The following is a 21,971-nucleotide window of genomic DNA, read 5'->3' on the forward strand; positions in this document are numbered from 1 at the left end:
CCGCAACGCTTGATGGGGAATTGACCGTTTCGATGGGGAAACAAGCGTTCGACGAGATCATGGGCACACCGGGCGACACGACCGCCCGGCCCGAACTGGCGGCTCTCGGCAAGTGGATCGAGGATACGCCCAACGCCGAGCTGCGACGCCGGCAGGAAGCCGCCGAAACGACATTCCGGCAGCTTGGCATCACCTTCGCGGTCTACGGCGAGAACGAGGCGGCCGAGCGGATCATCCCGTTCGACATCGTCCCCCGCGTATTCCTGCATGACGAATGGACGCGGTTGTCCGAAGGCCTCGTCCAGCGCGTCGAGGCGATCAACGCGTTCCTCGACGACATCTACGGCGAACGGCGCATCCTCAAGGAGGGCATCCTTCCCGAAGACCTCGTGCTCGGCAACGCGCAGTTCCGGCCCGAGATTGCCGGTATCCGCCCGCCGCACGGCGTATGGGCGCATATCTGCGGGATCGATCTCGTCCGCACCGGCCCCGACGACTTTTTCGTGCTCGAGGACAATGCGCGGACGCCGTCCGGTGTGAGCTACATGCTCGAGAACCGCGAGGCGATGCTCCGGCTCTGCCCCGAACTCTTCCGCGAGTTCCGCGTCGCGGCGGTCGACAGCTATCCCGATCTGCTGCTGGAAACGATGAAGTCTGTTGCGCCGCACGGCACCGGCTCCAACCCGACCTGCGTGCTGCTGACCCCGGGTCACTACAACTCCGCCTATTACGAACACAGCTTCCTCGCGGACTCGATGGGGATCGAACTCGTCGAGGCCGCCGATCTGGTGGTCGACGACGACATCGTCTGGATGCGGACCATCGCCGGGCGGGTGAAGGTCGACGTGATCTATCGCCGGATCGACGACGATTATCTCGATCCGCTCGTGTTCCGTCCCGACTCCGCGCTCGGCGTCCCAGGCCTGATCGCAGCCTATGCGGCCGGCAACGTCGCGATCATGAACGCGCCCGGCAACGGCATCGCCGACGACAAGGCGATCTACAGCTACATGCCCGACATCGTGAAGTTTTACTCGGGCGGCGAGTGCAAGCTGCGCAACGTCGAGACGTGGCGCTGCCGCGAACCGCAGGCGCTGAAGTTCGTCCTCGACAATCTCGAAGACGTCGTCGTCAAGCTGGTCGACGGCTCGGGCGGCTACGGCATGCTCGTCGGCCCGACAGCGTCGAAGCAGGAGATCGAGGATTTCCGCGCCGCGCTGATCGCCGAACCCCATCGCTACATCGCGCAGCCCACGCTTGCACTCTCCACCGTCCCCACAATGGCGCAGGGCGGCCTCAGCCCACGCCATGTCGACTTCCGCCCCTTCGTGCTGAGCGGCGCGAAGGGCGTGCAGGTCGTCCCCGGCGGCCTCACCCGCGTCGCGCTCAAGGAGGGATCGCTCGTGGTCAATTCCAGCCAGGGCGGCGGCACCAAGGACAGTTTCGTCCTCATGGCCGACCAGTCGCAGCGCATAAACGCCAGCGGGATGACCCAGACGATGGGCGGCATGACGCAGACGCTGGCCTCTCAGTCATTGGGTGCCCAGACGTCCGGCGGGAATTCCTGATGCTGTCGCGCACCGCATCCTCGCTCTACTGGCTCGGCCGCTATTTCGAACGCGCCGACTTTATCGCCCGTCTGGTCGAGGCCACCGTCCGCCTCGACGTGCTTTCGTCGCAACCCTCGGGCGACGCCGCCTGGGCCTCCGCCCTGGCCGTCACTGAAACCGACGAGGCGTTCGCGGCGACCGGTGTGGAGATCGGCCAGCGCGACGTCGTGCGGTTCCTGACGCTCGATTCGAGCCATCCGGGATCGATCGTCCGCTGCCTCGACATGGCGCGCAACAACGCCAAGGCGGTCCGCACCGCGCTGACCCGCGAGGCGTGGACCGCGATCAACCGCGCATGGCTGCTGTTCGAGAACCGCGCCACGCCCGGCAGCACGACCTCGCAGCTAAACCTCGTCGAGGCGGTCAAGAACGAGACCCGCGGGTTCGAGGGTGCGGTTCACCGCATGCTCCGCAACCAGACGACGTGGTTCATCCGGCTCGGCCAGGCGGTCGAGCGGGCGGACAATACCGCGCGTCTGCTCGACGTCAAATATCACATCCTGCTGCCCGAGGGCGAACGACTCGGCGGCGCGATTGACCGTGACCAGTGGACGACGATCCTCCAGACCGTGTCCGCCGTCACCGCCTATCGTTGGCTCTACAATGACGGGCTGCGGCCTGCCGACGTGATCGACCTGCTGCTCGCACGGTCCGAACTGCCGCGCAGTCTCGCTGCGTCGGTCGAGGAGACGGTCGACGTGCTCAACCTGCTCGCCAAGCGGACCGGGAACCACGGCGAGGCCGATCGCATGGCACGGATGCGTGCGTCGCGGATGGCGAAGACGCGATCGGGCGAGGTCATCGCCTCCGGGCTGCACCAGTATCTGCAGGCGTTCATCGCCGAGAACGCGTTGCTGCACGGCGCGATCGGCCGTCAGTTCAAGTTCCTCTGATGCGGCTGTCGATCGATCATCACACGATCTATCGTTTCGCGCAGCCGCAGGGGCGGCTAGTGCAGATGCTCCGGCTAACGCCCGAGAACACGCATGACCAGACGGTCGCGTCGTGGCGGATCGACGTGGACTGCGACGCGCGGCTGCGGCCGGGGCGTGACGGCTTCGGCAACGCGGTAACGATGCTGTATGCCGAAGGGCCGGTCGACGGGATCGAGATCACCGTCAAGGGCGAGGTGCTGACCAGCCATTCCGACGGTGTCCTGCACGGCGTCCACGAAACGCTTCCGCCCGCGCTGTACCTTCGGTCCACCGAGGCGACCGTCCTCGATACGGCGATCGCGAAGTTCGCGGCCAATGCGGCCGAGGGCGCACGCGACCGGATCGGCGCATTGCACCGGCTGAACCGGGCATTTCATAAGCGGTTCGCATTCGATGCCGGGCGTCCCGAACCCGGGCGGACGGCCGCTGCGGCGTTCCGCATGGACAGCGCCACACCGCGCGACATGGCGCAGATGTTCGCCGTCGCCGCGCGGTCGCTCGGGGCGCCTGCACGGTACGTGTCGGGCTATCATCACAACGATCACGAGGTGGTGCATTTGCCCACGCCGCATGGCTGGGCCGAGGCGTTCGTTGACGGGCTCGGCTGGGTAGGGTTCGATCCGTGCACGGGGATGTCGCCGGAGGAGCATTACGTCCGCGTCGCGATGGCGCTGGATGCGGCGGGAGCCGCGCCGGTGGCGGGCTCGCGACTGGGCGAGGGTGGCGAGGAACTCGACGTCGACGTCGTGGTGCAGCGGGAAGACTAAGCTTTAAAATTTGTTTCCCCGCGAAGGCGGGGACCCAGACTGGGCTCCCGCCTTCGCGGGAGAACAATAGGCGACGAATTTTCCGCTGATACCCCACCCCGGCGAAGGCCGGGGCCCAATTGGCAAGGTGGTCGTAACGAAGTGCTGCCCTCAACTAGCAGCGTTTCCCAATTGGACCCCGGCCTTCGCCGGGGGGGCCTTGAGGCGAGTTAACAGGCTAGGCAATCACCTCACCACAACTCAGACCAACGCAGCAACCCGGGCCGGCGTCGTCGTTACATCAGCATCCTCCAGCCGCCGCCACCCAGCCGGCCCCAGCACTTCCAGTGGTCGATACCGCGTCTTGTATTCCATCCGCGGCGAACCCTTCACCCAGTATCCCAGATACACGTACGGCAGCCCGGCATCGCGGGCGCGCAGGATGTGGTCCATGATGATGAAATTGCCGAACCCCGGTCGCGTGGAGTCGTCGGCTGCGAAGAAGCTGTAGACCATCGACAGTCCGTCAGCCTGGCGATCGGTCAGGCACGCGCCGATCAGCGCGCCCTGCACGCCGTCGACGGTCGGTTCGCGATACTCGACGATCACCGAATTGACCGGCGAATGCTCGATCATGTCGGCATAGTCGTCCTCGTCCATCCCCGCCATGCCGCCGCCAGGATGACGCGTGCCGAGGTAACGCCGCAGCAACTGGAACTGCTCGTCGGTCGCCCACGCCTTGCACGCAGTCACCTCGATATCGCCAAGCCGCTTCAGCAACTTTCGCTGCGTCGCGTTGGGCACGAACTCGTCGGTCACCACGCGGACCGAGACGCAGGCGATGCACCCCGCGCACGACGGCCGATACGCTACCCCCTGGCTGCGACGAAAGCCGATCCGCCCCAGCGCATCGTTCAGTTCGTTCGCATGCGGACCGGTCAGTTCGGTGAACACCTTGCGCTCCTGACGATCCGGCAGATACGGGCACGGCGCGGGGCTGGTGACGAAAAAGCGCGGGAAACGGAAAGGCGCGGTCACCGAGCGAAAAGTCCTTCAGGCAGGCGCGGTCAGCCGCGTCGCCCCGTATATGGCCGCCTAACCCAAACGTACAATCGGTTTACCACGAATGTCGGTTAACACGGTAAATCACCGTATCAGAATGGGATTATGCCAGCTCGACGGTCGACGTTTCGTACCCGCCAGCCCGCAGTGCCCCCACCAGCCGATCGAGATGCGCTCGGTCGCGAAGCTCGCATTCGATGTCGGTGATGAGCCCCTTTGCCGGCAACGTCGTGAAGACGCGCTGGTGATAGATCTCGATGATGTTGACGCGTTCCTGGTCGAAGATCCGCGCGACATGGAACAGCGCACCCGGCTTGTCCTGCAACCGGATCCGCAACCGCGCCAGCCGACCCGACCGCGCCAGATCGCGCAACAGCACGTTGGCGAGCAGCCGCGTATCGATATTGCCGCCGCACAGCACGATCCCGACGGTCTTCCCCGCAAACCGCTCGGGATGCGACAGCAGCGCAGCGAGCCCGGCAGCGCCAGCTCCCTCGACCACCGTCTTCTCGATCTGCAGCAGCAGGCTGACGGACTCTTCCAGGCTGCGCTCGCTGACGAGGACGATGTCGTCGACCAGTTCGGCAACGATCTTCGAGGTGATCGCGCCCGGCTCCTTGACCGCGATGCCCTCGGCCAGCGTATCGCCGGCGCACGCCATGTCGGTGCCGTTGATGCGGTTGTACATCGACGGGAACAGCTCGGCCTGCACGCCGACGACCTCGATCGGGTGTCCGCCCGGCGCTTCGCTCAATGCGCGCGCAACCGTCGACATGCCCGAGATCAGCCCGCCGCCGCCGATCGGGATGACCAACGTATCGAGTTGCGGCACGTCCTCCAGCATCTCGATCGCGACAGTGCCTTGCCCTGCGATGACGCGCGGATCGTCGAACGGATGGACGAAGGTGAAGCCGCACTCGCCCTCCAGGATGCGCGCGTGGGCATAGGCCGCGTCGAACGTCTCGCCGTGCAGCACGACGTTAGCGCCGTGGCCCTCTGTCTGCATGACCTTCACGGTCGGCGTGTTGGTCGGCATCACGATCGTTGTTGGGATGTCGAGCCGGTTGGCGTGATAGGCCAGGCCCTGCGCATGATTGCCCGCCGACGCGGCGATGACGCCCTTCGCGCGCGCCTCCGCCGACAGCTGCAACAGCGTGTTGAGCGCACCGCGCTCCTTGTACGCCGCGGTGAACTGCAGGTTCTCGAACTTCAGATACACCGTCGCGCCGGTCATCTTGCTCAGCGTCTTGCTGATCAGCGTCGGCGTGCGGACGATCGAGTCGCGGATCCGGTCATGCGCGACGCGGACGTCGTCGATCGAGACGGGGAGGGTGGGTGCCGCTACGGCAGCGTGGGTAGCCATGCCGGACCCGCTAGACCATCTGGCGCGCATGGGAAACACCGCTTATGCGCGGACGCTATGGCAAAACTGGCATTCATCGGAACCGGCGTCATGGGCGCGCCGATGGCGGGACACCTCGCCGCGGCAGGGCACGACGTCACGGTCTACAATCGGACTCAGGCCAAGGCGTTGGCATGGGCCGATAAATATGGTGGCAAGGTCGCGGACACGCCGGCCGCTGCGGCGAAGGATGCCGATGCCGTGTTCGCCTGCGTCGGCAACGACGACGATCTGGCCTCGGTCACTCTAGGCGAGGACGGCGCGTTCGCGGCGATGCGCGACGACGCGGTGTTCGTCGATCACACGACGGTCTCCGCCTCGATCGCGCGGCGGCTCGCGGGCGAGCGCACGCTGGTAGTCGACGCCCCGGTGTCCGGCGGACAGGCTGGCGCGGAGAACGGCAAGCTCTCGATCATGTGCGGCGGTTCGGCCAAAGCGATGGCGAAGGCCGAACCCTTCATGCAGGCCTATGCCGCGCGGATCGTCCATGTCGGCGAAGCAGGCGCAGGGCAGACCACCAAGATGTGCAACCAGATCGCGATCGCCGGCGTGATCCAGGGCGTCGCCGAATCGCTGCGGTTCGCCCAAAACTCCGGGCTCGATCTCGACAAGGTGTTCGAGGCGATCTCGGGCGGCGCGGCGCAGAGCTGGCAGATGGTCAATCGCTGGCCGACGATGGCCAAGGACGAATTCGACTTCGGCTTCGCAGTCGACTGGATGCGCAAGGACCTTGGCCTTGCGCTCGACGAAGCGCGACGTAACGGCGCGGTGCTGCCGGTCGCGGCGCTGGTCGATCAATTCTACGCCGATGTTCAGGCGATGGGCGGCGCCCGCCAGGATACGAGCGCGCTGGTACGGAGATTGCCGAAGTGATCAAGCGCAACACCACAGCACTGCTCCCCTTCATCGAGAATGCTTCCGTCACTGCAACACTGCTCCCCTCCCTGGAAGGGAGGGGCCGGGGGTGGGTTGGCCCGTCGTTCAGGCGGCACGTTGCCCCAACCAGCCGACCCACCCCCAACCCCTCCCTTTCAGGGAGGGGAGCAATGTTGGCGCTTTCGGCGCTACTCCTTCCGACGCCAGCGCTCGCCGATGGGATCGTCGACAACGTCAATGGTGTCACCATTGCTGACGGCGGACGCGTGATCCACTTCAAGGCGATCCTGGTCGACAAGGATGGTCGCGTCACGCGGCTCGTCCCCCCCGGCGAGGAACCACCCAAGCTCAGCCGCAAGGAATTGAAGAAGAACGCCGGCAAGCCGCTCTACGACTGGCGCGTCGACATGGGTGGCAAGACGGTTTTGCCGGGCTTCATCGATGCGCACGGCCACGTCCTCGAGATGGGCTTCGGCGCGCTGTCGCTCGACCTGTCGATGACCAAGTCGCTCGACGAGGCGAAGTCGCGGATCGCCGCTTACATCGCCGGCAACCCCGATCGCAAATGGGTCCTGGGCCGCGGCTGGAACCAGGAGGCGTGGGGGCTGGGTCGCTTCCCGACCGCCGCCGACCTGGAGTCGGTTTCCGGCGGCCACCCGATCTGGCTGTCGCGCGCGGACGGGCACGCCGGCTGGGCGAACCGCGAGGCGATGCGCGAGGCCGGGGTCACCAGCTCGACCGTATCTCCGGCGGGCGGGCGGATCGAGAAGACCGGCGGCGCGCCCGCGGGCGTGTTCGTCGACGGCGCGCAAGGACTGATCGAGAAGGTCGTGCCGCAACCGCTGCCCAAAGAGCGCGATGCCGCGTTCCTGACCGCGCAACGCATCCTGCTCGGCTACGGGGTCACCGCAGTCGCCGACATGGGCACGACGCTCGACGACTGGCTGACCTATCGCCGGATGGCGGACATCGGCGGGCTTCGCGTCCGCATCATGAGCTATGCCATGGGCGTCGAGACCGCGAGCCGGATCGGCGGCAAGGGGCCGACGCCGTGGCTGTACAACGACCATCTGCGGATGGGCGGCGTGAAGCTGTATGCCGACGGCGCGCTCGGCTCGCGCGGCGCATGGCTGCTGAAACCCTACTCGGACGCACCGGGCCAGTCGGGGCTCGGCTTCCTGACCGACGACCAGCTTCAGAACCAGATGAGCCGCGCGGCGATGGACGGGTTCCAGGTCGCGGTCCATGCGATCGGCGACAAGGCCAATCGGGAGGTGCTCGACGCGATCCAGGTCGAGAGCGAGACCTATACCGGCGATCGCCGCTGGCGGATCGAGCATGCGCAGATCGTCGATCCGACCGACCTGCCGCGCTTCGGCAAGTTCGGCACCATCGCCTCGATGCAGCCCACGCACGAAACCAGCGACCGGACGATGGCGGAGGCACGGTTAGGGCCGAACCGGTTGGCTGGCGCCTATGCGTGGAAATCGATGCTGACCAACGGCGCCAAGCTCGCCTTCGGGACCGACTTCCCCGTCGAGAAGCCCGATCCGTTCGCGACCTGGGCGGCAGCGTTCACGCGCCAGGATGCCGATGGTCAGCCTCAGGGCGGGTGGCAGCCGCAGGAACTGGTGACGCGCGAACAGGCGTGGTGGGCGATGACCGGTGCGGCGGCCTATGCAGGGTTCGCCGAGAAGCAGTTCGGTGCGCTCGCGCCCGGTCAGCGCGCGGACTTCATCGTCGTCGATCGCGACCCGACGATGGCCTCGCCGACCGACCTGCGCGCGACGAAGGTCAGCGAGACGTGGATCGGCGGGGAGAAGGTCTGGGTGCGCAAGTAACCGCGCGGGTTACTGGCGCATCCGGATCAGGCCTTCCTGCGCGACGCTGGCGACCAGCCGGCCATCGCGCGAGAAGATACGCCCACGGTTGAACCCGCGGGCATGCCCGGACCACGGTGCGTCGCAGGCGTAGAGCAGCCAGTCGTCCGCGCGGAAATCCTCGTGCAGCCAGAGCGAATGATCGAGGCTCGCGGTCTGCAGCCCCGGCGTGATCCAGTTGACGCCGTGCGGCAGCAGCGCGGTACCGAGCAACGCCATGTCCGACGCATAAGACAGGATCGCGCGGTGCATCGCCGGGTCGTCGCCGATCGGCGCGACCAGGCGGAACCAGTTGGCATGCGCCGCGGGTTGCGGAACGGGCTCGATCCAGCTGCGCGGGTTGACCGGACGGATCTCGATCGGGCGCTGGCGAAGCATGTGCGCGCGGTATTTTTCGGGGATGCCGTCGATGCTCTCCAGCCGCAGTTCGCGATCGGTGCGCAGGTCTTCGGGCGGTGCGACATCGGGCATGACGTCCTGATGGTGGAGTCCATCCTCGGGCGTCTGGAACGACGCCGCCATGTTGAGGATCGGCTGCCCCCGCTGCATCGCGATCACGCGCCGGGTTGCGAAACTCCGCCCCTCGAAATCACGCACCACGCGGTAGACAATCGGGTAATCCTCGTTCCCCGGCCGCATGAAATACGCGTGCAATGAATGCGCGGCCTTGGGCGCCTCGGTCGAGCGTTGCGCGGCCTGCAACGCCTGCGCGATAACCTGCCCACCGAACACGCGACCGACCCCGCCCGGCTGGCGCTTGCCGACATAGAGATCGGTGTCCACCTCCTCGATCTCGAGCAGGTCGACGAGCCCCTGGGCGAGTGCTTCGGGCGACGTATCGGCAGTATCCAAGCTCATCTGACCTCCATGTTCACCCGCGAAGGCGGGTGCCCAGACTGGGCCCCCGCCTTCGCGGGGGCACACCCTACGGTCAATACCCCGCGGCTACGGCCAACCGATCCGCATGGAAGTTCGCATCCCCGAACATCTCGGCCAGCACCCGCGCCCGCTTCATGTAGAAGCCGATGTCGTATTCATCGGTCATGCCGATGCCACCATGCATCTGTACGCCTTCCTGGACGCTCAGCGTCGTCGCCAGCGCCGTCATCGCCTTGGCCACCGACACCGCCTCGTCCGCGCGATCGCTGCCCTGGTCGAGCAATTGCTGCGCCTTCAGCACGGCAGCCCGCGCCACCTCCATCTCCGAATACAGATGCGCGGCACGGTGCTGGAGCGCCTGGAAACTGCCGATCAGCATCCCGAACTGCTTGCGCTCCTTCATATAGCCGATCGTCATGTCCATCGCCCCGCCGCCGACGCCGAGCAACTCCGCCGAAGCGCCGGTCCGCCCCGCGCGCAACAGGCGATCGAGCGGCGTACGCCCCGCATCGACCTCGCCGATCACCGCATCCGCATCGACCTCGACGCCATCGAACTCGAGCCGCGCGGCGAGGCTCGCATCCGCGAGGCGTTCGGCGTTTGCCGTCAGTCCAGCAGCATCCTTCGGGACGGCGAACAACGTGATCCCATCCTTGTCGTCGGCACTACCGCCGGTGCGCGCAGCGACGATGATCAGGTCGGCGGTGTGACCGTGAGTCACGAACCGCTTGGAGCCGGTCAGCTTGAAGCCGTTGCCCGAGCGTTCGGCGGTCATTGCAACCGAGTCGCGGTGCTTGGCGCCCTCGTCGATCGCCAGCGCGGCAACGGTCTCGCCGGCGATGATGCCGGGGAACCAACGTTCGGCCTGCGCCGTGCCCTTGAGCGCCTCGACCGCCGCGACCGCAGTGGAGAGGAACGGGGAGGGGGACAGGTTGCGCCCGATCTCCTCCAGCACCACGCCCGCCTCGACATGGCCGAGCCCCAGGCCGCCCTGGTCCTCGCCGATCAGGATGCCGGTAAAGCCCATCTCCGCGAACTGCTTCCACAGGTCGCGCGAGAAGCCGGTCGCGTCGTCGGCATCGCGCAACGCCCGCATGTGGCTGACGGGCGCGTGCTCCGCGACGAAATCGCGAATGGTGTCCTGAAGGACGGTCTGGTCGTCGTCTAGATACAGTGGCATTCTGGTTCCCCCGCGGAGGCGGGGGCCCAGGAGCCCCACGCGCAGCGTTCGTGATTCTGGGCTCCCGCGTTCGCGGGAGAACGGTCAAAGGTCAGGCAGGCAATTCCAAGATCCGCTTGGCGATGATGTTGAGCTGGATCTCGCTGGTCCCACCCTCGATCGAGTTCGCCTTGGTCCGCAGCCACGACCGCGGGATCGCCCCGCCGCGCGACCGATCGCTGTCCCATTCGAGCGCATCCGATCCGCCCGCCGCCATCATCAGTTCGTACCGGCCCTTGTTCAGCTCTGTCCCGTAATATTTCATCATGCTCGGCTGAGCCGGATGCGCCTTGCCCGCCTTCAATTCGTCGATGAACCGCTCGGACATCGCCCCGAACGCCTTCGCGCGCACCTCGAACAACGCGATCGACGCGCGCAGCAGCGGATCGGCCAGCCGTCCGTCATGTCCAAGCCCGACGGTCGCGATCGCCCCGTCGATCAACGGATTGCCGCCGCTCGACGCGAGCCCCATCCCCGAGATCATCTCGCGCTCATGCCCGAGCAAATATTTCGCGACGTCCCAGCCTTTGTTCTCCTCGTAGACGCGGTTGACCTTGGGCACCTCGACATTGTCGAAGAACGTCTCGCAGAACGGCGAATTGCCGCTGATCAGCAGGATCGGCTTGGTCGACACGCCCGGCGACGCCATGTCGAATAGCACGAAGCTGATCCCGCCCTGCTTCGAGGTCTTGTCCGTACGGACGAGGCAGAAAATCCAGTCGGCCTTGTCGGCGTAGGAGGTCCACACCTTCTGCCCGTTGACGAGATAATGGTCGCCCTTGTCCTCCGCCGAGGTCGCAAGCCCGGCAAGGTCGGACCCCGCATTCGGCTCCGAATAGCCCTGGCACCAGCGGATCTCGCCGCGCGCGATCTTGGTCAGGTGGTCGAGCTTCTGCTCCTCGGTGCCGTACTTCAGCAATGCTGGTCCAAGCATCGATATCCCGAACGAGTTCAGCGGGTTGCGCGCCTTTATTGCCGCCATCTCTTCGCGCAGGATCTTCGTCTCCGCAGGCGACAGTCCACCGCCGCCATAGGCCTTGGGCCAGTCGGGCACGGTCCAGCCCTTCGCCGCCATCTTGTCGAGCCACTCCTTCTGCGCCGGCGACGACGGCTTGAACTGGCGCCCGCCCCAGCAGACGTCGTCCTCCGAGCGCACCGGCTTGCGCATCTCGGGCGGGCAATTCTCCGCGAGCCACGCACGCGTTTCGGACCGGAAAGTATCGAGGTCGGACATCGGATCAGCTCCTGCTTAGTCGATTGCACAGCGCGGCGACGGCGATCGCGTCGTGGTCGCGGTAACGGTTGGTGATGACCTGCACGCCGATCGGCAGGCCGCGCGGGTCGATCCCGACGGGCACGCTGGTCGCGGGCAGATTGGGGAAGGTGGCGAGGCCCGCCCAGGCGAACTGGACGCCGAACGGGGTATCCTCGCCATCGATCGACAGCGTGCGCCGCGCGACGTTGCGCTCGGCGATGTGCGCGAAAGCGTTCACGCCGCTGGCCGGCGCGATCACCGCGTCGAACTGCTCGAACAGCGCACCCCAGGCGCGTTGCATCCGCGCCTGCGAGTCGAGCAGGTCGAACCAGTGCGACAGCGTCGCGACCTTGCCGTCGCGCGCGGGCCCGCCGCGGGTCATCGCGATGCCGAGCATCCGCATATAGTCGGCATCCTGCGCGGCGAGGTCGATCGGCGGGGGTGCGCTTGAAATGATGGCGCCGGCCGCGGCGAGGGCTTCACTAACGCGCCCGATCGCGCCGACGATCGACGAATCGACGCGTGCCGAGGGATGCGCGGTGAGCAGGAGGACGCGTGGTCGGGCTAAGTCGACGGTCGCGCGCGGCAAGGGGATGTCGGCGAGGATGTCCAGCGCGACGGCCAGATCCTCGGGATTGCGCGCGAGCGGTCCGATCACGCCGAGAGCCGCACTAGCCCCATCGGTGCCGGGCACGCGGTGGCCGAGATCGGACAAGGCGCCATAAGTAGGCTTGTGCCCCCAGACGCCACAGAACGCGGCCGGCACACGGATCGAGCCACCGATATCGGAGCCGAGCTCGAGCGGTACCATCCCCGACGCGAGCGCAGCCGCGGCACCACCCGACGATCCGCCGGGTGTCAGCGTCGGATCGATGGGATGATTCGTCCGGCCATGGATCGGGTTCTCCGCCTGCCAGTCACTCAACCGCACCGGTACGTTGGTCTTGCCGAGGATCACCGCGCCCGCCGCCTTCAACCGCGTGACGGCCACGGCATCGCTGTCGACGACATTGTCGCGGTGGACCCCGACGCCCCAGCTGGTCGGCAGGCCGGCGACATCGAACGACTCCTTGACCGTCATCGGCACGCCGAACAGCGGACGATCGTCCGAACCCTCCACATCGAGCGCCCGTGCGGCCTCACGCGCCCGCACGAAATCGCGCACGACGACGGCGTTGATCGCACCGTCGCGCGCCTCGATCCGCGCGATCGCCGCGTCGCACTCGGCGAGCGCGGTCGTCTCGCCCGCACGGATCGCAGCCGCCGTCTGGAGCGCGGACCGCTCCATCAGAGCGCGGTTGCCCGAAAGAAACCACCGCAACCGATCACTTCAGTCGAACACCCGAGACCGCGGCGTCCTTGAGCGATTTCGCAACGGTGAACCCGTATTTCTCCAGCCCCGCGACGACCTTCGCCAACCCCTCGGACTGCGCCCAGAACATCGGGCCGCCGCGGTACACGGGCCAGCCATAGCCATAGATCCACACCACATCGACGTCGGACGCGCGCTGTGCCTTGCCCTCTTCGAGGATCAGCGCGCCTTCGTTGACCATCGTGTAGAGCGTCCGCACGACGATCTCCTCGTCGCTGATCTCGCGCGGCGTCACACCCGACTTCTTGCGGAAATCGTCGATGATCTCGGTGACCCGTGCCGAGTTCGACGGCGTCCGCTTCTCGTCGTAATCGTAGAAACCCGCCTTGGTCTTCTGTCCCCAGCGGTTCTCCGCGGCCAGCGCATCGCGGATGTTCTCGATCCGGCTCGGGTCGCGGTGCCAGCCGATGTCGACGCCCGCCAGATCGCTCATCTGGAACGGCCCCATCGGCATCCCGAACGCGACATGGACCTTGTCGATCTGCTCCGGGCTCGCGCCTTCCAGCAGCAGCTTGGTCGCCTCGACCTGCCGCGGCATCAGCATCCGGTTGCCGATGAACCCGTACGTAACGCCGGCAACGACAGCGACCTTCTTGATCTTCTTAGCGAGCGCCATGACGGTCGCCAGCACATCGTCCGCGGTCTTGTCTCCGCGTACCACCTCCAGCAATTTCATCACGTTGGCGGGCGAGAAGAAGTGCATGCCGACCACGTCCTGCGGCCGCTTGGTGCACGCCGCGATCGCATCGATGTCGAGATACGAGGTGTTCGACGCCAGGATCGCGCCCGGCTTGGCGATCGCGTCGAGCTTGGTGAAGATCTCCTTCTTCACCTCCATCGTCTCGTACACCGCCTCGATGATCAGGTCGCACTCCGCGAGGTCGGCGAAGTCCAGCGTCGGCTTCAGCGCGCCCATCGCCTGCTCGACCTGCTGGGGCTTCATCCGGCCCTTGGCGGCGGTTGCCTCGTAGTTCTTCCGCACGACGCCGGTGCCGCGGTCGAGCGCGTCCTGCTGCATCTCGACGATCGTGACCGGGATACCCGCGGACAGGAAGTTCATCGAGATGCCGCCGCCCATCGTGCCCGCACCGATGACGCCGACGCGCTTGATCTCGCGAAGCTTGGTGTCGGCCGGAACGTCGTCGATCTTGGCGGCCTGGCGTTCGGCGAAGAAGATGTGGCGCTGTGCGGCCGACTGCACGCCCATCATGAGCTTCATGAACTCCTGGCGTTCGAACGCGATGCCCTCCTCGAAACTGGAGCCGTCCGCAGCCTTCTCGACGCAGGCGATGTTGGCGGCCGGCGCGTCGAAGTTACGGAAACGGCGCGCATTCTCCTTCTTGAACGCGGCGACCGCATCGGGATCGGCCCGCGCGGTCTTCTCGGACGCACGGGGCAGGGGGCGCTTGCTCGCGATCTCGCGCGCAAACGCCACGGCATCGGCTTCGAGTGAGTCCTCGCCGCCGATCTTGTCGATCAGCCCGGCGTCGAGCGCCTTCTTCGCCGAGATCGGATCGCCCTTCGCGGTCATTTCCAGCGCGAGCTTCACACCGGCGATCCGCGGGATACGCTGCGTGCCGCCTGCGCCGGGGAGCAGGCCAAGCTTCACTTCGGGCGTGCCGATCTTCGCAGAGGGGACGGCGACGCGGTAATGGCAGCCGAGCGTGACTTCGCACCCGCCGCCGAGCGCGGTGCCGTGGATCGCCGCGACGACGGGCTTCGACGATGCCTCGATCATGTCGACGACGGTGGGCAGGCCGGGCTCGACCATCTCCTTGCCGAACTCGGTGATGTCGGCGCCCGCAAAGAACGTGCGGCCATCACAGCGGATCACCATCGCGGTGATGCTGTCGTCGTTCACGCCGTCCTTGATCGCAGCTTCGAGACCCTGCCGGACCGCGGCGCCGAGCGCGTTGACGGGGGGATTGTTCGAGATGATGACGAGCACGTCGTCATGGCGTTCGGTGCGGATCGGGCCAGTGTTCGTCGACGGGGTCATCATATTCTCCTTGTTCTCCTGCGAAAGCAGGAGCCCAGGGCCGCATCGGCAGCCCTGCGTGATACTGGACTCCTGCGTGCGCAGGAGAACGGAAACTCAGGTCATCGCTGCGTAGATCATCGTCTTCAGTTCGCGGCGGATGGGATAGAAACTGCTTGGCGAAAGCTGTGTCATGAACACCATCGACAGCCGCTCGACAGGGTCGACGAAGAACGCGGTCGAGAACATCCCGCCCCAGTAGAACTCGCCCTTCGACCCCGGCACCATCGTCTTCGCGACGTCGTCGGTGATCGCGAACCCGAGCCCGAACCCGGTGCCCGCATTCGCCGCCTCGCTGAACAGCGACTTCGACATCGCTGCGAGATCCGATTTTCCGGGCAGATGGTTCTGCGTCATCAGGTCGAGCGTCTTGCGCCCGAGAATGCGCGCGCCGTCGAGTTCGCCCCCGTTCAGCAGCATCGTATTGAATCGGTGATAATCGAGCGCGGTCGAGACGAGCCCGCCGCCGCCGGACACGAGCTTCGGCTGACGGCTCCATGCGCTCTCCGCGCCGCGATCGTACATCACGCGGCCCTTGCCGGGCGCGAGCGTGTAGCAGTCCGTCAACCGGTCGAACTTGTCGGCTGGAACCTGGAAGAAGGTGTCGTCCATCTTCAGCGGCGCGAAGATGCGTGTCCTGAAGAACTGGTCGAGCGGCAGGCCCGACACGCGCTGCACGACCGCGCCGAGCACGTCGGTCGCGACCGAATAATTCCACGCCGTGCCGGGCGAGAATTCGAGCGGGATCTTGGCGAGTGCGCCGATGAAGCCATCGAGATCATACCCGCCATGCCAGCCCTCGATCTTGCCCTCACGGTACGCGGCATCGACGTTCGAACGGTTCTGGAAACTATACGTCAGCCCCGAGGTATGGCGAAGCAGGTCGACCATCCGCATCGGCTCGGCCGTCGGCCTAGTCACGAACGGCACGCCGCCGCCACCGCCGTCATAGACGCCGATATCCTTGAACTCGGGCAGCACGTGGTGGACCGGCGTATCGACCGCAACGAGGCCCTGTTCGACCAGCATCATGAACGCGACCGAGGTGATCGGCTTGGTCATCGACGCGATCCGGAACAGCGATCCTTCGTCGACGCTCTTGCCGCCCTCACGCGCCGCGCCCGCGTTCGAGAAATGGACGATCTCGCCGTCCCGCGCGATCAGCAATTGCGCGTTCGGCAGCTTGCCCGAATCGATGTAGCGCGTCTGGAGCAGCGTATCGATCGCCGCCAACCGGCTCGCAGCGAAGCCGTGCGCGGCAGGTTCAGCGATTTTCACGATTCGACCGTCCGTGCCATGACCCGCTCCATACCCCTAGTTCGAACTTGGTGCCTCTATTGCCTTGAGTGCGGCAGGAATCAACTATAACCTGTCTTCGAACAGGCGATAAGCCAAACCCGAAATTCAACTCTGGAGTCAACCGGTCTTGGCAAGCGAACCGATCATCGCACTCGATCCCTCCTGGCCGGCGATGTCGCTCGCAGATGCCGAGCGAATGCTGACCGCGCCCGGCGCGAAGTTCGAGATGGAGATGCTGACGATCGACGGCATCGAGACGCGCATCTGGAAGAACGCGCCGCCGTCGTTGCGCTGGCTGGCCGAGGCGGCGCGGACGCATGGCGAACGGGTCTTCACCGCGTATGAGGACGAGCGCGTCACCTACGAGGCGAACTTTCGCGCGATCGCGGTACTGGCGCACCGGTTGCGCGAGATGGGGATCGGCCCCGGTGACCGCGTCGCGCTGGCGATGCGCAACCTGCCCGAATGGCCGGTCGCGTTCTTTGCAGGCGCCAGCATCGGCGCGATCATGGTGCCGCTCAACGCGTGGTGGACCGGCGCGGAGATGGAATACGGCCTGGCCGACTCGGGCGCGCGCGTGCTGATCACCGACGACGAGCGGCATCACCGGCTGGAGGCGGCCTATGCGACGCTGCCGGCGCTGGAGCACGTGTTCGTCGCGCGCGCCGCGGAGCCGCTGACGGGGATCGTAACGCGGCTGGAGGACGTGATCGGCACCCCGCACGACTGGGCTGCGCTGCCCGATGTCGGCCTCCCCGAAGCGACGATCGCGCCCGACGACGATGCAACGATCTTCTACACCAGCGGCACCACCGGCGCGCCCAAGGGGGCACTCGGCACGCACCGCAACATGATGTCGAACATCATGTCCGGCGGCTATTCCTCCGCCCGCTCGTTTTTGCGGCGCGGCGAGGCACCGCCCGAGCCGACGCCGCGTGTGACGCTGACGGTGATCCCGCTGTTCCACGTCACCGCCTGCTCGGCGGGGATGATGGGGGTGATCGCGACCGGCAGCACGATGATCTTCATGCGCAAATGGGACACCGTGCGGGCGATGGAGATCATCGAGCGCGAGAAGGTCAACATCACCGGTGGCGTGCCGACCATCGCCTGGCAGCTTTTGGAACATCCCGATCGTGGGAAATACGACCTCTCGTCGCTCGAATCGATTGCTTACGGTGGAGCGCCCGCTGCCCCCGAACTGGTGAAGCGCATCTATGCCGAGTTCGGCGCGATGCCCGGCAATGGCTGGGGCATGACCGAGACGATGGCGACGGTCACGCATCATGGGGGAGAGGACTATCTCAACCGCCCGACCAGCGCGGGGCCTCCGGTTGCGGCTGCCGACTTGAAGATCATGGCGGACGACGGCGTGACGGAGATGCCGCAGGGCGAGGTCGGCGAACTCTGGGCGCGCGGGCCGATGATCGTGAAAGGCTATTGGAACAAGCCGGACGCGACCGCCTCGACGTTCGTCGATGGCTGGGTTCGGACCGGAGACTTGGCGCGCCTCGACTACGAAGGATTCTGCTACATCGTCGATCGCGCCAAGGACATGATCATCCGTGGCGGCGAGAACATATACTCCAGCGAGGTCGAGAACGTCCTCTACGCGCACCCCGCGGTGACCGACGCGGCGCTGATTGGTATTCCACATCGGATCCTCGGCGAGGAGCCGGCGGCGGTGGTCCATCTCGCACCGGGGGCGGTAACGACCGAGGCGGAGTTGCAGAGCTGGGTGCGGCAACATCTAGCGGCGTTCAAGACGCCGGTCGCCGTGCGCTTCGTGCATGAGACTTTGCCGCGGAATGCGAATGGGAAGATCTTGAAGAAGGACTTGCAGGTGTTGTTTGCGGATCGGGTGGGGGTGGTGGCTTAGCCGCAGCATGCCTGGCTAGGCGCGCCTCCCCGGCGGAGGCCGGGGTCCAGTCGGGAAGGCCGTGGTAACGACGCGTTGCCCTACGTTAGCGACGTTCCCCAACTGGGCCCCGGCCTCCGCCGGGGTGGTGGTTGGGGTTGCGGCGCGCGATCGGTTCTAGCGCTTCGACCCTGCGACGACCGCATCGACTGCAGCCTTCCATCCCGCCAGTCGCGCCTGCCGCTCGTCCTCTCCCAGCGACGGCGTAAACGTCTCGACCTCGCCGCGCATTGAGGTGGCCTCTTCTAGCCCTCCGAAAAGTCCTGCACCCACGCCGGCCAGCATTGCCGCGCCCAACGCGGTCGTCTCTGCAAATCTCGGCCGCTCGACCTCGATCCCCAGCAGGTCCGCCATGTCCTGCGCCATCCAATCGTTGGCGACCATGCCGCCGTCGATCCGCAGACTGTGCCAGTCGATGCCGTCGGCGGCAAACGCGGTCTTCAGATCGTGCGCCTGATACGCCATGGCCTCTAGCGCCGCGCGTGCCACGTGTGCCTTGCCGGTGGCGAAGCTCAGTCCTGAGATGCTCGCGCGGGCGTCCGGTTCCCACCATGGCGCGCCGAGGCCGCTGAGGGCTGGCACCAAGTAAACGCCGCCGGTGTCGGGCACGCTGCGGGCCAGCGCTTCGGTTTCGGCAGCCGTGCCGATCAGGCCTAGCGTGTCGCGGAGCCACTGGACGAGGCTGCCGGCAACGAACACCGATCCCTCGAGCGCATAGGCGCGCTGACCTCCGAGTTGCCACGCGACGGTCGAGAGCATCCGGTGCCCCGATGTTGGCGGCGTCGCGCCGGCATGGGTGAGGATGAACGCGCCAGTGCCGAACGTCGCCTTGGTCTGGCCGGGTGCGAGGCAGGCCTGGCCGATCGCGGCCGCCTGCTGGTCGCCTGCGATGCCGCAGATCGGAATCGCCGCGCCGAACGCTGTCGTTTCGCCGAATCGTCCGGCGCAGTCGACGATCTCAGGCAACGCCGCGGGGGGTACGCCGAACAGCGCGCAGAGCTCGTCGTCCCAGCCGCCGGTGTGCACGTCCATCAAGGCGGTGCGCGAGGCGTTGGTCGCGTCCGTCACGTGCAACCCGCCGGTCAGTTTCCATATCAGCCAGCTGTCGACCGTGCCGATCGCAAGGCGCGCTCCCGCGTCGGCGAGTTGGGGCCACTTCCGCATGGCCCAGCCGATCTTCGAGGCGGAGAAATACGGGTCGAGCAACAGGCCGGTCTTGGCCTGAACCTCAGCTTCGTGGCTCCGTTCGCGCAGGTCCCGGCAGGTCGCGGCGGTACGCCGGTCCTGCCAGACGATCGCGGGCGCGAGCGGTTCGCCGGTCTCACGATCCCAGAAGACGATCGTTTCGCGCTGGTTGGTGATGCCGATCCCGGCGATCCGGTGCGCGCCGCCTGCCTGCGCGACCATCGCCGCGGTCACGCGGAGTGTCTTGCGCCAGATCTCGGCAGCGTCATGCTCTACCCAACCGGCGCGCGGGTATTTCTGGTCGAGTGCCCGAGCTTCGCTGGCGACGCAGCGGCCGTCGGTCGCAAACAGCATGGCGCGGGTGGAGGTGGTGCCCTCGTCGATGACGAGAATTAGATCATTGGCGTCGTTCGGCATGCTTGAATGCTAGCCACGATTACGGGATGGGGGAACAAAGGAAAATGCCATGACGGACGAGGGCCTTCGCCACGAAACGAACCAGCCGCAAGGCGGGGACAGCGCCGTTACCGAAGGTCCGCCGGCCGAGAGTGCGTTCGGGCTGCCGATCGCGGTCGGGGTCGAGGATGCGATGCGAATCGCGCAGCGTCGCGATCGGTTGCTCGCGGCGTTGACGTTGACGGCCGGTATCGGCCTGATCCTCGCCACGCCGTTCGCTCTGAAATCGGGGGCGGAATTCTTCCTCCCGCTTACGATCGCGCTCGTGATCTCGGTTGCGCTCGTGCCGGTGCTGGAATGGCTCGAGCGGCGGCATGTGCCGTCGCCGTTGGCCGCGATCCTGTGCATCCTCGTCTTCCTGATAGCCGCGAACATCGCGATCGCCGCGATCCTCGTGCCGGCGACCGATTTCTTCCGGCTGCTGCCGACCCGGTTGGACCGGATCCAGAACAATCTCGCGCCGTTGCTCGATCTGTATTCGAGCCTCGAGAAATACGTGAACAAGACGCTGCGGCAGGTCGCGTCGACGCCGATCAAGCAGCCGGCGACTGCAGGCGTAGCCGCGCCGGGCTCGATCCTCGAACTCGCCGCGACGTCGGCGCCGGCGGTTATCGTACAGTTCCTGTTCGGTGTCCTGATCGTGTTCTTCTTCCTCTCGGGCTGGACGCGGATGCGGCGGCAGACGATCACCGGGCGGACCAGCTTCGATGGGGCGATGGCGACCGCGAGGGTCATCCAGGATATCGTCGACGACGTGTCGGCGTATCTCGGCACGATTACCCTCATCAACATCGTGCTCGGGATCGTCACCGGTACCGCGTTGTGGTTCATCGGCATGCCCTATCCGGCGATGTGGGGCGGGATCGTCGCGCTGCTGAATTACATCCCGTATTTCGGGCCGGTGATCGGTGCGTTCCTGCTCGCGCTCGGCGGGCTGATGACGTTCTCGGACATCTGGATGGCGATGCTGCCGCCGGCGCTGATGTACGGGCTGCACCTGGTCGAGGCGAACGCGATCACGCCGTTCGTGGTCGGGCACCGGCTGACGATCAGCCCGTTGCTGATCCTGATCTCGCTGAGCTTCTGGGGATGGGTGTGGGGCACGTCGGGGGCGTTGCTCGCGGTTCCGCTGCTGATCATCATCCAGACGATCGTGAAGGCCGCTGGCAAGCCCGATATCGCCGGGTTCCTGTTCGAGCACGGGACGCTGGTGCAGCCCAAGACGGGGCGAAACCGTCGGCGTGGCGACCCGCCCGAGGCACAACGTGAAACTGGCGGATAATTTGGGTTGACGGTATCCGAACCCTCGCCTAGTTGCCGCCTCCACGCTGTTTCAGCGGGTGTAGCTCAGTTGGTTAGAGCGCCGGCCTGTCACGCCGGAGGTCGCGGGTTCGAGTCCCGTCACTCGCGCCATCGTTTAGATGGTGTGAGATAGTGTTAAGGTTTTGACGAGCCTTCCCGCGTGGCCCTAGGGTCGCTAGGGTTCGTCATTGGGAATGCGGGTGTAGCTCAGTTGGTTAGAGCGCCGGCCTGTCACGCCGGAGGTCGCGGGTTCGAGTCCCGTCACTCGCGCCACCCTGATGGGTGGACGAGACCCTTTTTAGATTTTGGATGCTGTGAGCATTCCGTTCCGTAGATTGTCCGGAACCACCAACCCCTCTCCGTTCGTGCTGAGTAGAGACCGAGTAGCTCCGTCAGGAGCGTATCGAGGGCTCGTATCGAAGCATGTGTTCCACCCGCCAACATGTCCTTCGATACGCCCTCTCGATACGCCGTTGCGCGACTAATCGATAGCTACTCAGGACGAACGGGGGGGGGGGCGTGTTTTGCGAAACCCGC

The 21,971-nt window shown here is 66.1% G+C and carries 16 protein-coding genes and 2 tRNA genes; 9 read left to right on the top strand and 9 right to left on the bottom strand.

Translation table 11 applies throughout. The features are described 5' to 3' along the window. Nucleotides 1-32 precede the first annotated feature (32 nt). Genes C8J39_RS08400 through C8J39_RS08410 form a run of 3 tightly spaced genes read left to right on the top strand, consistent with a single transcriptional unit; the run spans nt 33 to nt 3,312 of the window. A complete protein-coding gene (locus C8J39_RS08400; RefSeq protein WP_120300055.1) occupies nt 33-1,568 on the top strand; it encodes a circularly permuted type 2 ATP-grasp protein in 1,536 nt (511 codons plus the stop codon). Next, complete coding sequence (locus tag C8J39_RS08405; RefSeq protein WP_056048449.1) at nt 1,568-2,503, top strand: alpha-E domain-containing protein; 936 nt, start codon at nt 1,568-1,570, stop codon at nt 2,501-2,503. The genes C8J39_RS08400 and C8J39_RS08405 overlap by 1 nt, the downstream gene beginning before the upstream one ends. Next, nucleotides 2,503-3,312, top strand: coding sequence for a transglutaminase family protein (locus C8J39_RS08410; protein WP_120300056.1), 810 nt, complete (start codon nt 2,503-2,505; stop codon nt 3,310-3,312). Before C8J39_RS08405 ends, C8J39_RS08410 begins: the two co-directional genes overlap by 1 nt. A gap of 240 nt (nt 3,313-3,552) precedes the next feature. Here the strand turns inward: C8J39_RS08410 and C8J39_RS08415 are convergent, their stop codons facing one another. Both C8J39_RS08415 and C8J39_RS08420 read right to left on the bottom strand, forming a co-directional pair. Then, nucleotides 3,553-4,329 carry an arginyltransferase gene (locus tag C8J39_RS08415; protein WP_120300057.1) on the bottom strand — a complete coding sequence of 259 codons (777 nt, stop codon included), beginning with the start codon at nt 4,327-4,329 and terminating at the stop codon, nt 3,553-3,555. A gap of 127 nt (nt 4,330-4,456) precedes the next feature. Continuing rightward, nucleotides 4,457-5,716 carry a threonine ammonia-lyase gene (locus tag C8J39_RS08420; protein WP_120300058.1) on the bottom strand — a complete coding sequence of 420 codons (1,260 nt, stop codon included), beginning with the start codon at nt 5,714-5,716 and terminating at the stop codon, nt 4,457-4,459. A gap of 57 nt (nt 5,717-5,773) precedes the next feature. Here C8J39_RS08420 and C8J39_RS08425 point away from each other — a divergent pair, with 57 nt between their 5' ends. Further along, entirely contained in the window at nt 5,774-6,628 is an 855-nt protein-coding gene (locus C8J39_RS08425) for an NAD(P)-dependent oxidoreductase (RefSeq protein ID WP_120300059.1), read from the top strand. A gap of 173 nt (nt 6,629-6,801) precedes the next feature. Further along, nucleotides 6,802-8,472 (top strand): amidohydrolase, encoded by a 1,671-nt coding sequence (locus C8J39_RS08430; RefSeq protein WP_120300060.1) that lies wholly within the window; start codon nt 6,802-6,804, stop codon nt 8,470-8,472. A 9-nt stretch (nt 8,473-8,481) separates the two neighbouring features. Here C8J39_RS08430 and C8J39_RS08435 read toward each other — a convergent pair whose 3' ends face one another. The 6 genes from C8J39_RS08435 to C8J39_RS08460 all read right to left on the bottom strand — a co-directional run bounded on the left by C8J39_RS08435 (nt 8,482) and on the right by C8J39_RS08460 (nt 16,552). Beyond that, on the bottom strand, nt 8,482-9,369 hold the full coding sequence (locus tag C8J39_RS08435; protein WP_120300061.1) for an acyl-CoA thioesterase II: 888 nt from the start codon (nt 9,367-9,369) through the stop codon (nt 8,482-8,484). A gap of 73 nt (nt 9,370-9,442) precedes the next feature. Beyond that, nucleotides 9,443-10,570 (bottom strand): acyl-CoA dehydrogenase family protein, encoded by a 1,128-nt coding sequence (locus tag C8J39_RS08440; RefSeq protein ID WP_120300062.1) that lies wholly within the window; start codon nt 10,568-10,570, stop codon nt 9,443-9,445. Nucleotides 10,571-10,661: 91 nt separating this feature from the next. Beyond that, nucleotides 10,662-11,843: an acyl-CoA dehydrogenase family protein gene (locus C8J39_RS08445; RefSeq protein ID WP_120300063.1), complete on the bottom strand. Its 1,182-nt coding sequence runs from the start codon at nt 11,841-11,843 to the stop codon at nt 10,662-10,664. 4 nt (nt 11,844-11,847) lie between these two features. Further along, nucleotides 11,848-13,152, bottom strand: coding sequence for an amidase family protein (locus tag C8J39_RS08450; protein WP_120300064.1), 1,305 nt, complete (start codon nt 13,150-13,152; stop codon nt 11,848-11,850). 37 nt (nt 13,153-13,189) lie between these two features. Then, complete coding sequence (locus tag C8J39_RS08455) at nt 13,190-15,235, bottom strand: 3-hydroxyacyl-CoA dehydrogenase NAD-binding domain-containing protein (RefSeq protein WP_404969322.1); 2,046 nt, start codon at nt 15,233-15,235, stop codon at nt 13,190-13,192. A gap of 96 nt (nt 15,236-15,331) precedes the next feature. Then, nucleotides 15,332-16,552 (bottom strand): serine hydrolase, encoded by a 1,221-nt coding sequence (locus C8J39_RS08460; RefSeq protein ID WP_120300066.1) that lies wholly within the window; start codon nt 16,550-16,552, stop codon nt 15,332-15,334. Between the two features lie 193 nt (nt 16,553-16,745). On the opposite strand from C8J39_RS08460, the gene C8J39_RS08465 reads away from it, so the two are divergent. Next, nucleotides 16,746-18,452 (top strand): class I adenylate-forming enzyme family protein, encoded by a 1,707-nt coding sequence (locus tag C8J39_RS08465; protein ID WP_120300484.1) that lies wholly within the window; start codon nt 16,746-16,748, stop codon nt 18,450-18,452. Between the two features lie 156 nt (nt 18,453-18,608). Here the strand turns inward: C8J39_RS08465 and glpK are convergent, their stop codons facing one another. Next, the gene (gene glpK, locus C8J39_RS08470; RefSeq protein ID WP_120300067.1) at nt 18,609-20,093 is read right to left on the bottom strand and encodes a glycerol kinase GlpK; all 1,485 of its coding nucleotides are present in this window, start codon (nt 20,091-20,093) and stop codon (nt 18,609-18,611) included. A gap of 172 nt (nt 20,094-20,265) precedes the next feature. On the opposite strand from glpK, the gene C8J39_RS08475 reads away from it, so the two are divergent. The 3 genes from C8J39_RS08475 (at nt 20,266) to C8J39_RS08485 (ending at nt 21,707) form a co-directional block, all read left to right on the top strand. Continuing rightward, nucleotides 20,266-21,414, top strand: a complete 1,149-nt coding sequence (locus tag C8J39_RS08475) for an AI-2E family transporter (protein ID WP_120300485.1) — start codon at nt 20,266-20,268, stop codon at nt 21,412-21,414. Between the two features lie 54 nt (nt 21,415-21,468). Then, nucleotides 21,469-21,545 (top strand) — tRNA-Asp (locus C8J39_RS08480). A gap of 85 nt (nt 21,546-21,630) precedes the next feature. Next, nucleotides 21,631-21,707: transfer RNA gene (locus tag C8J39_RS08485), tRNA-Asp, on the top strand. The last annotated feature ends 264 nt before the right edge of the window (nt 21,708-21,971 follow it).

The sequence above is a fragment of the Sphingomonas sp. PP-CC-1A-547 genome, assembly GCF_003610375.1.
Lineage (GTDB): Bacteria > Pseudomonadota > Alphaproteobacteria > Sphingomonadales > Sphingomonadaceae > Sphingomonas.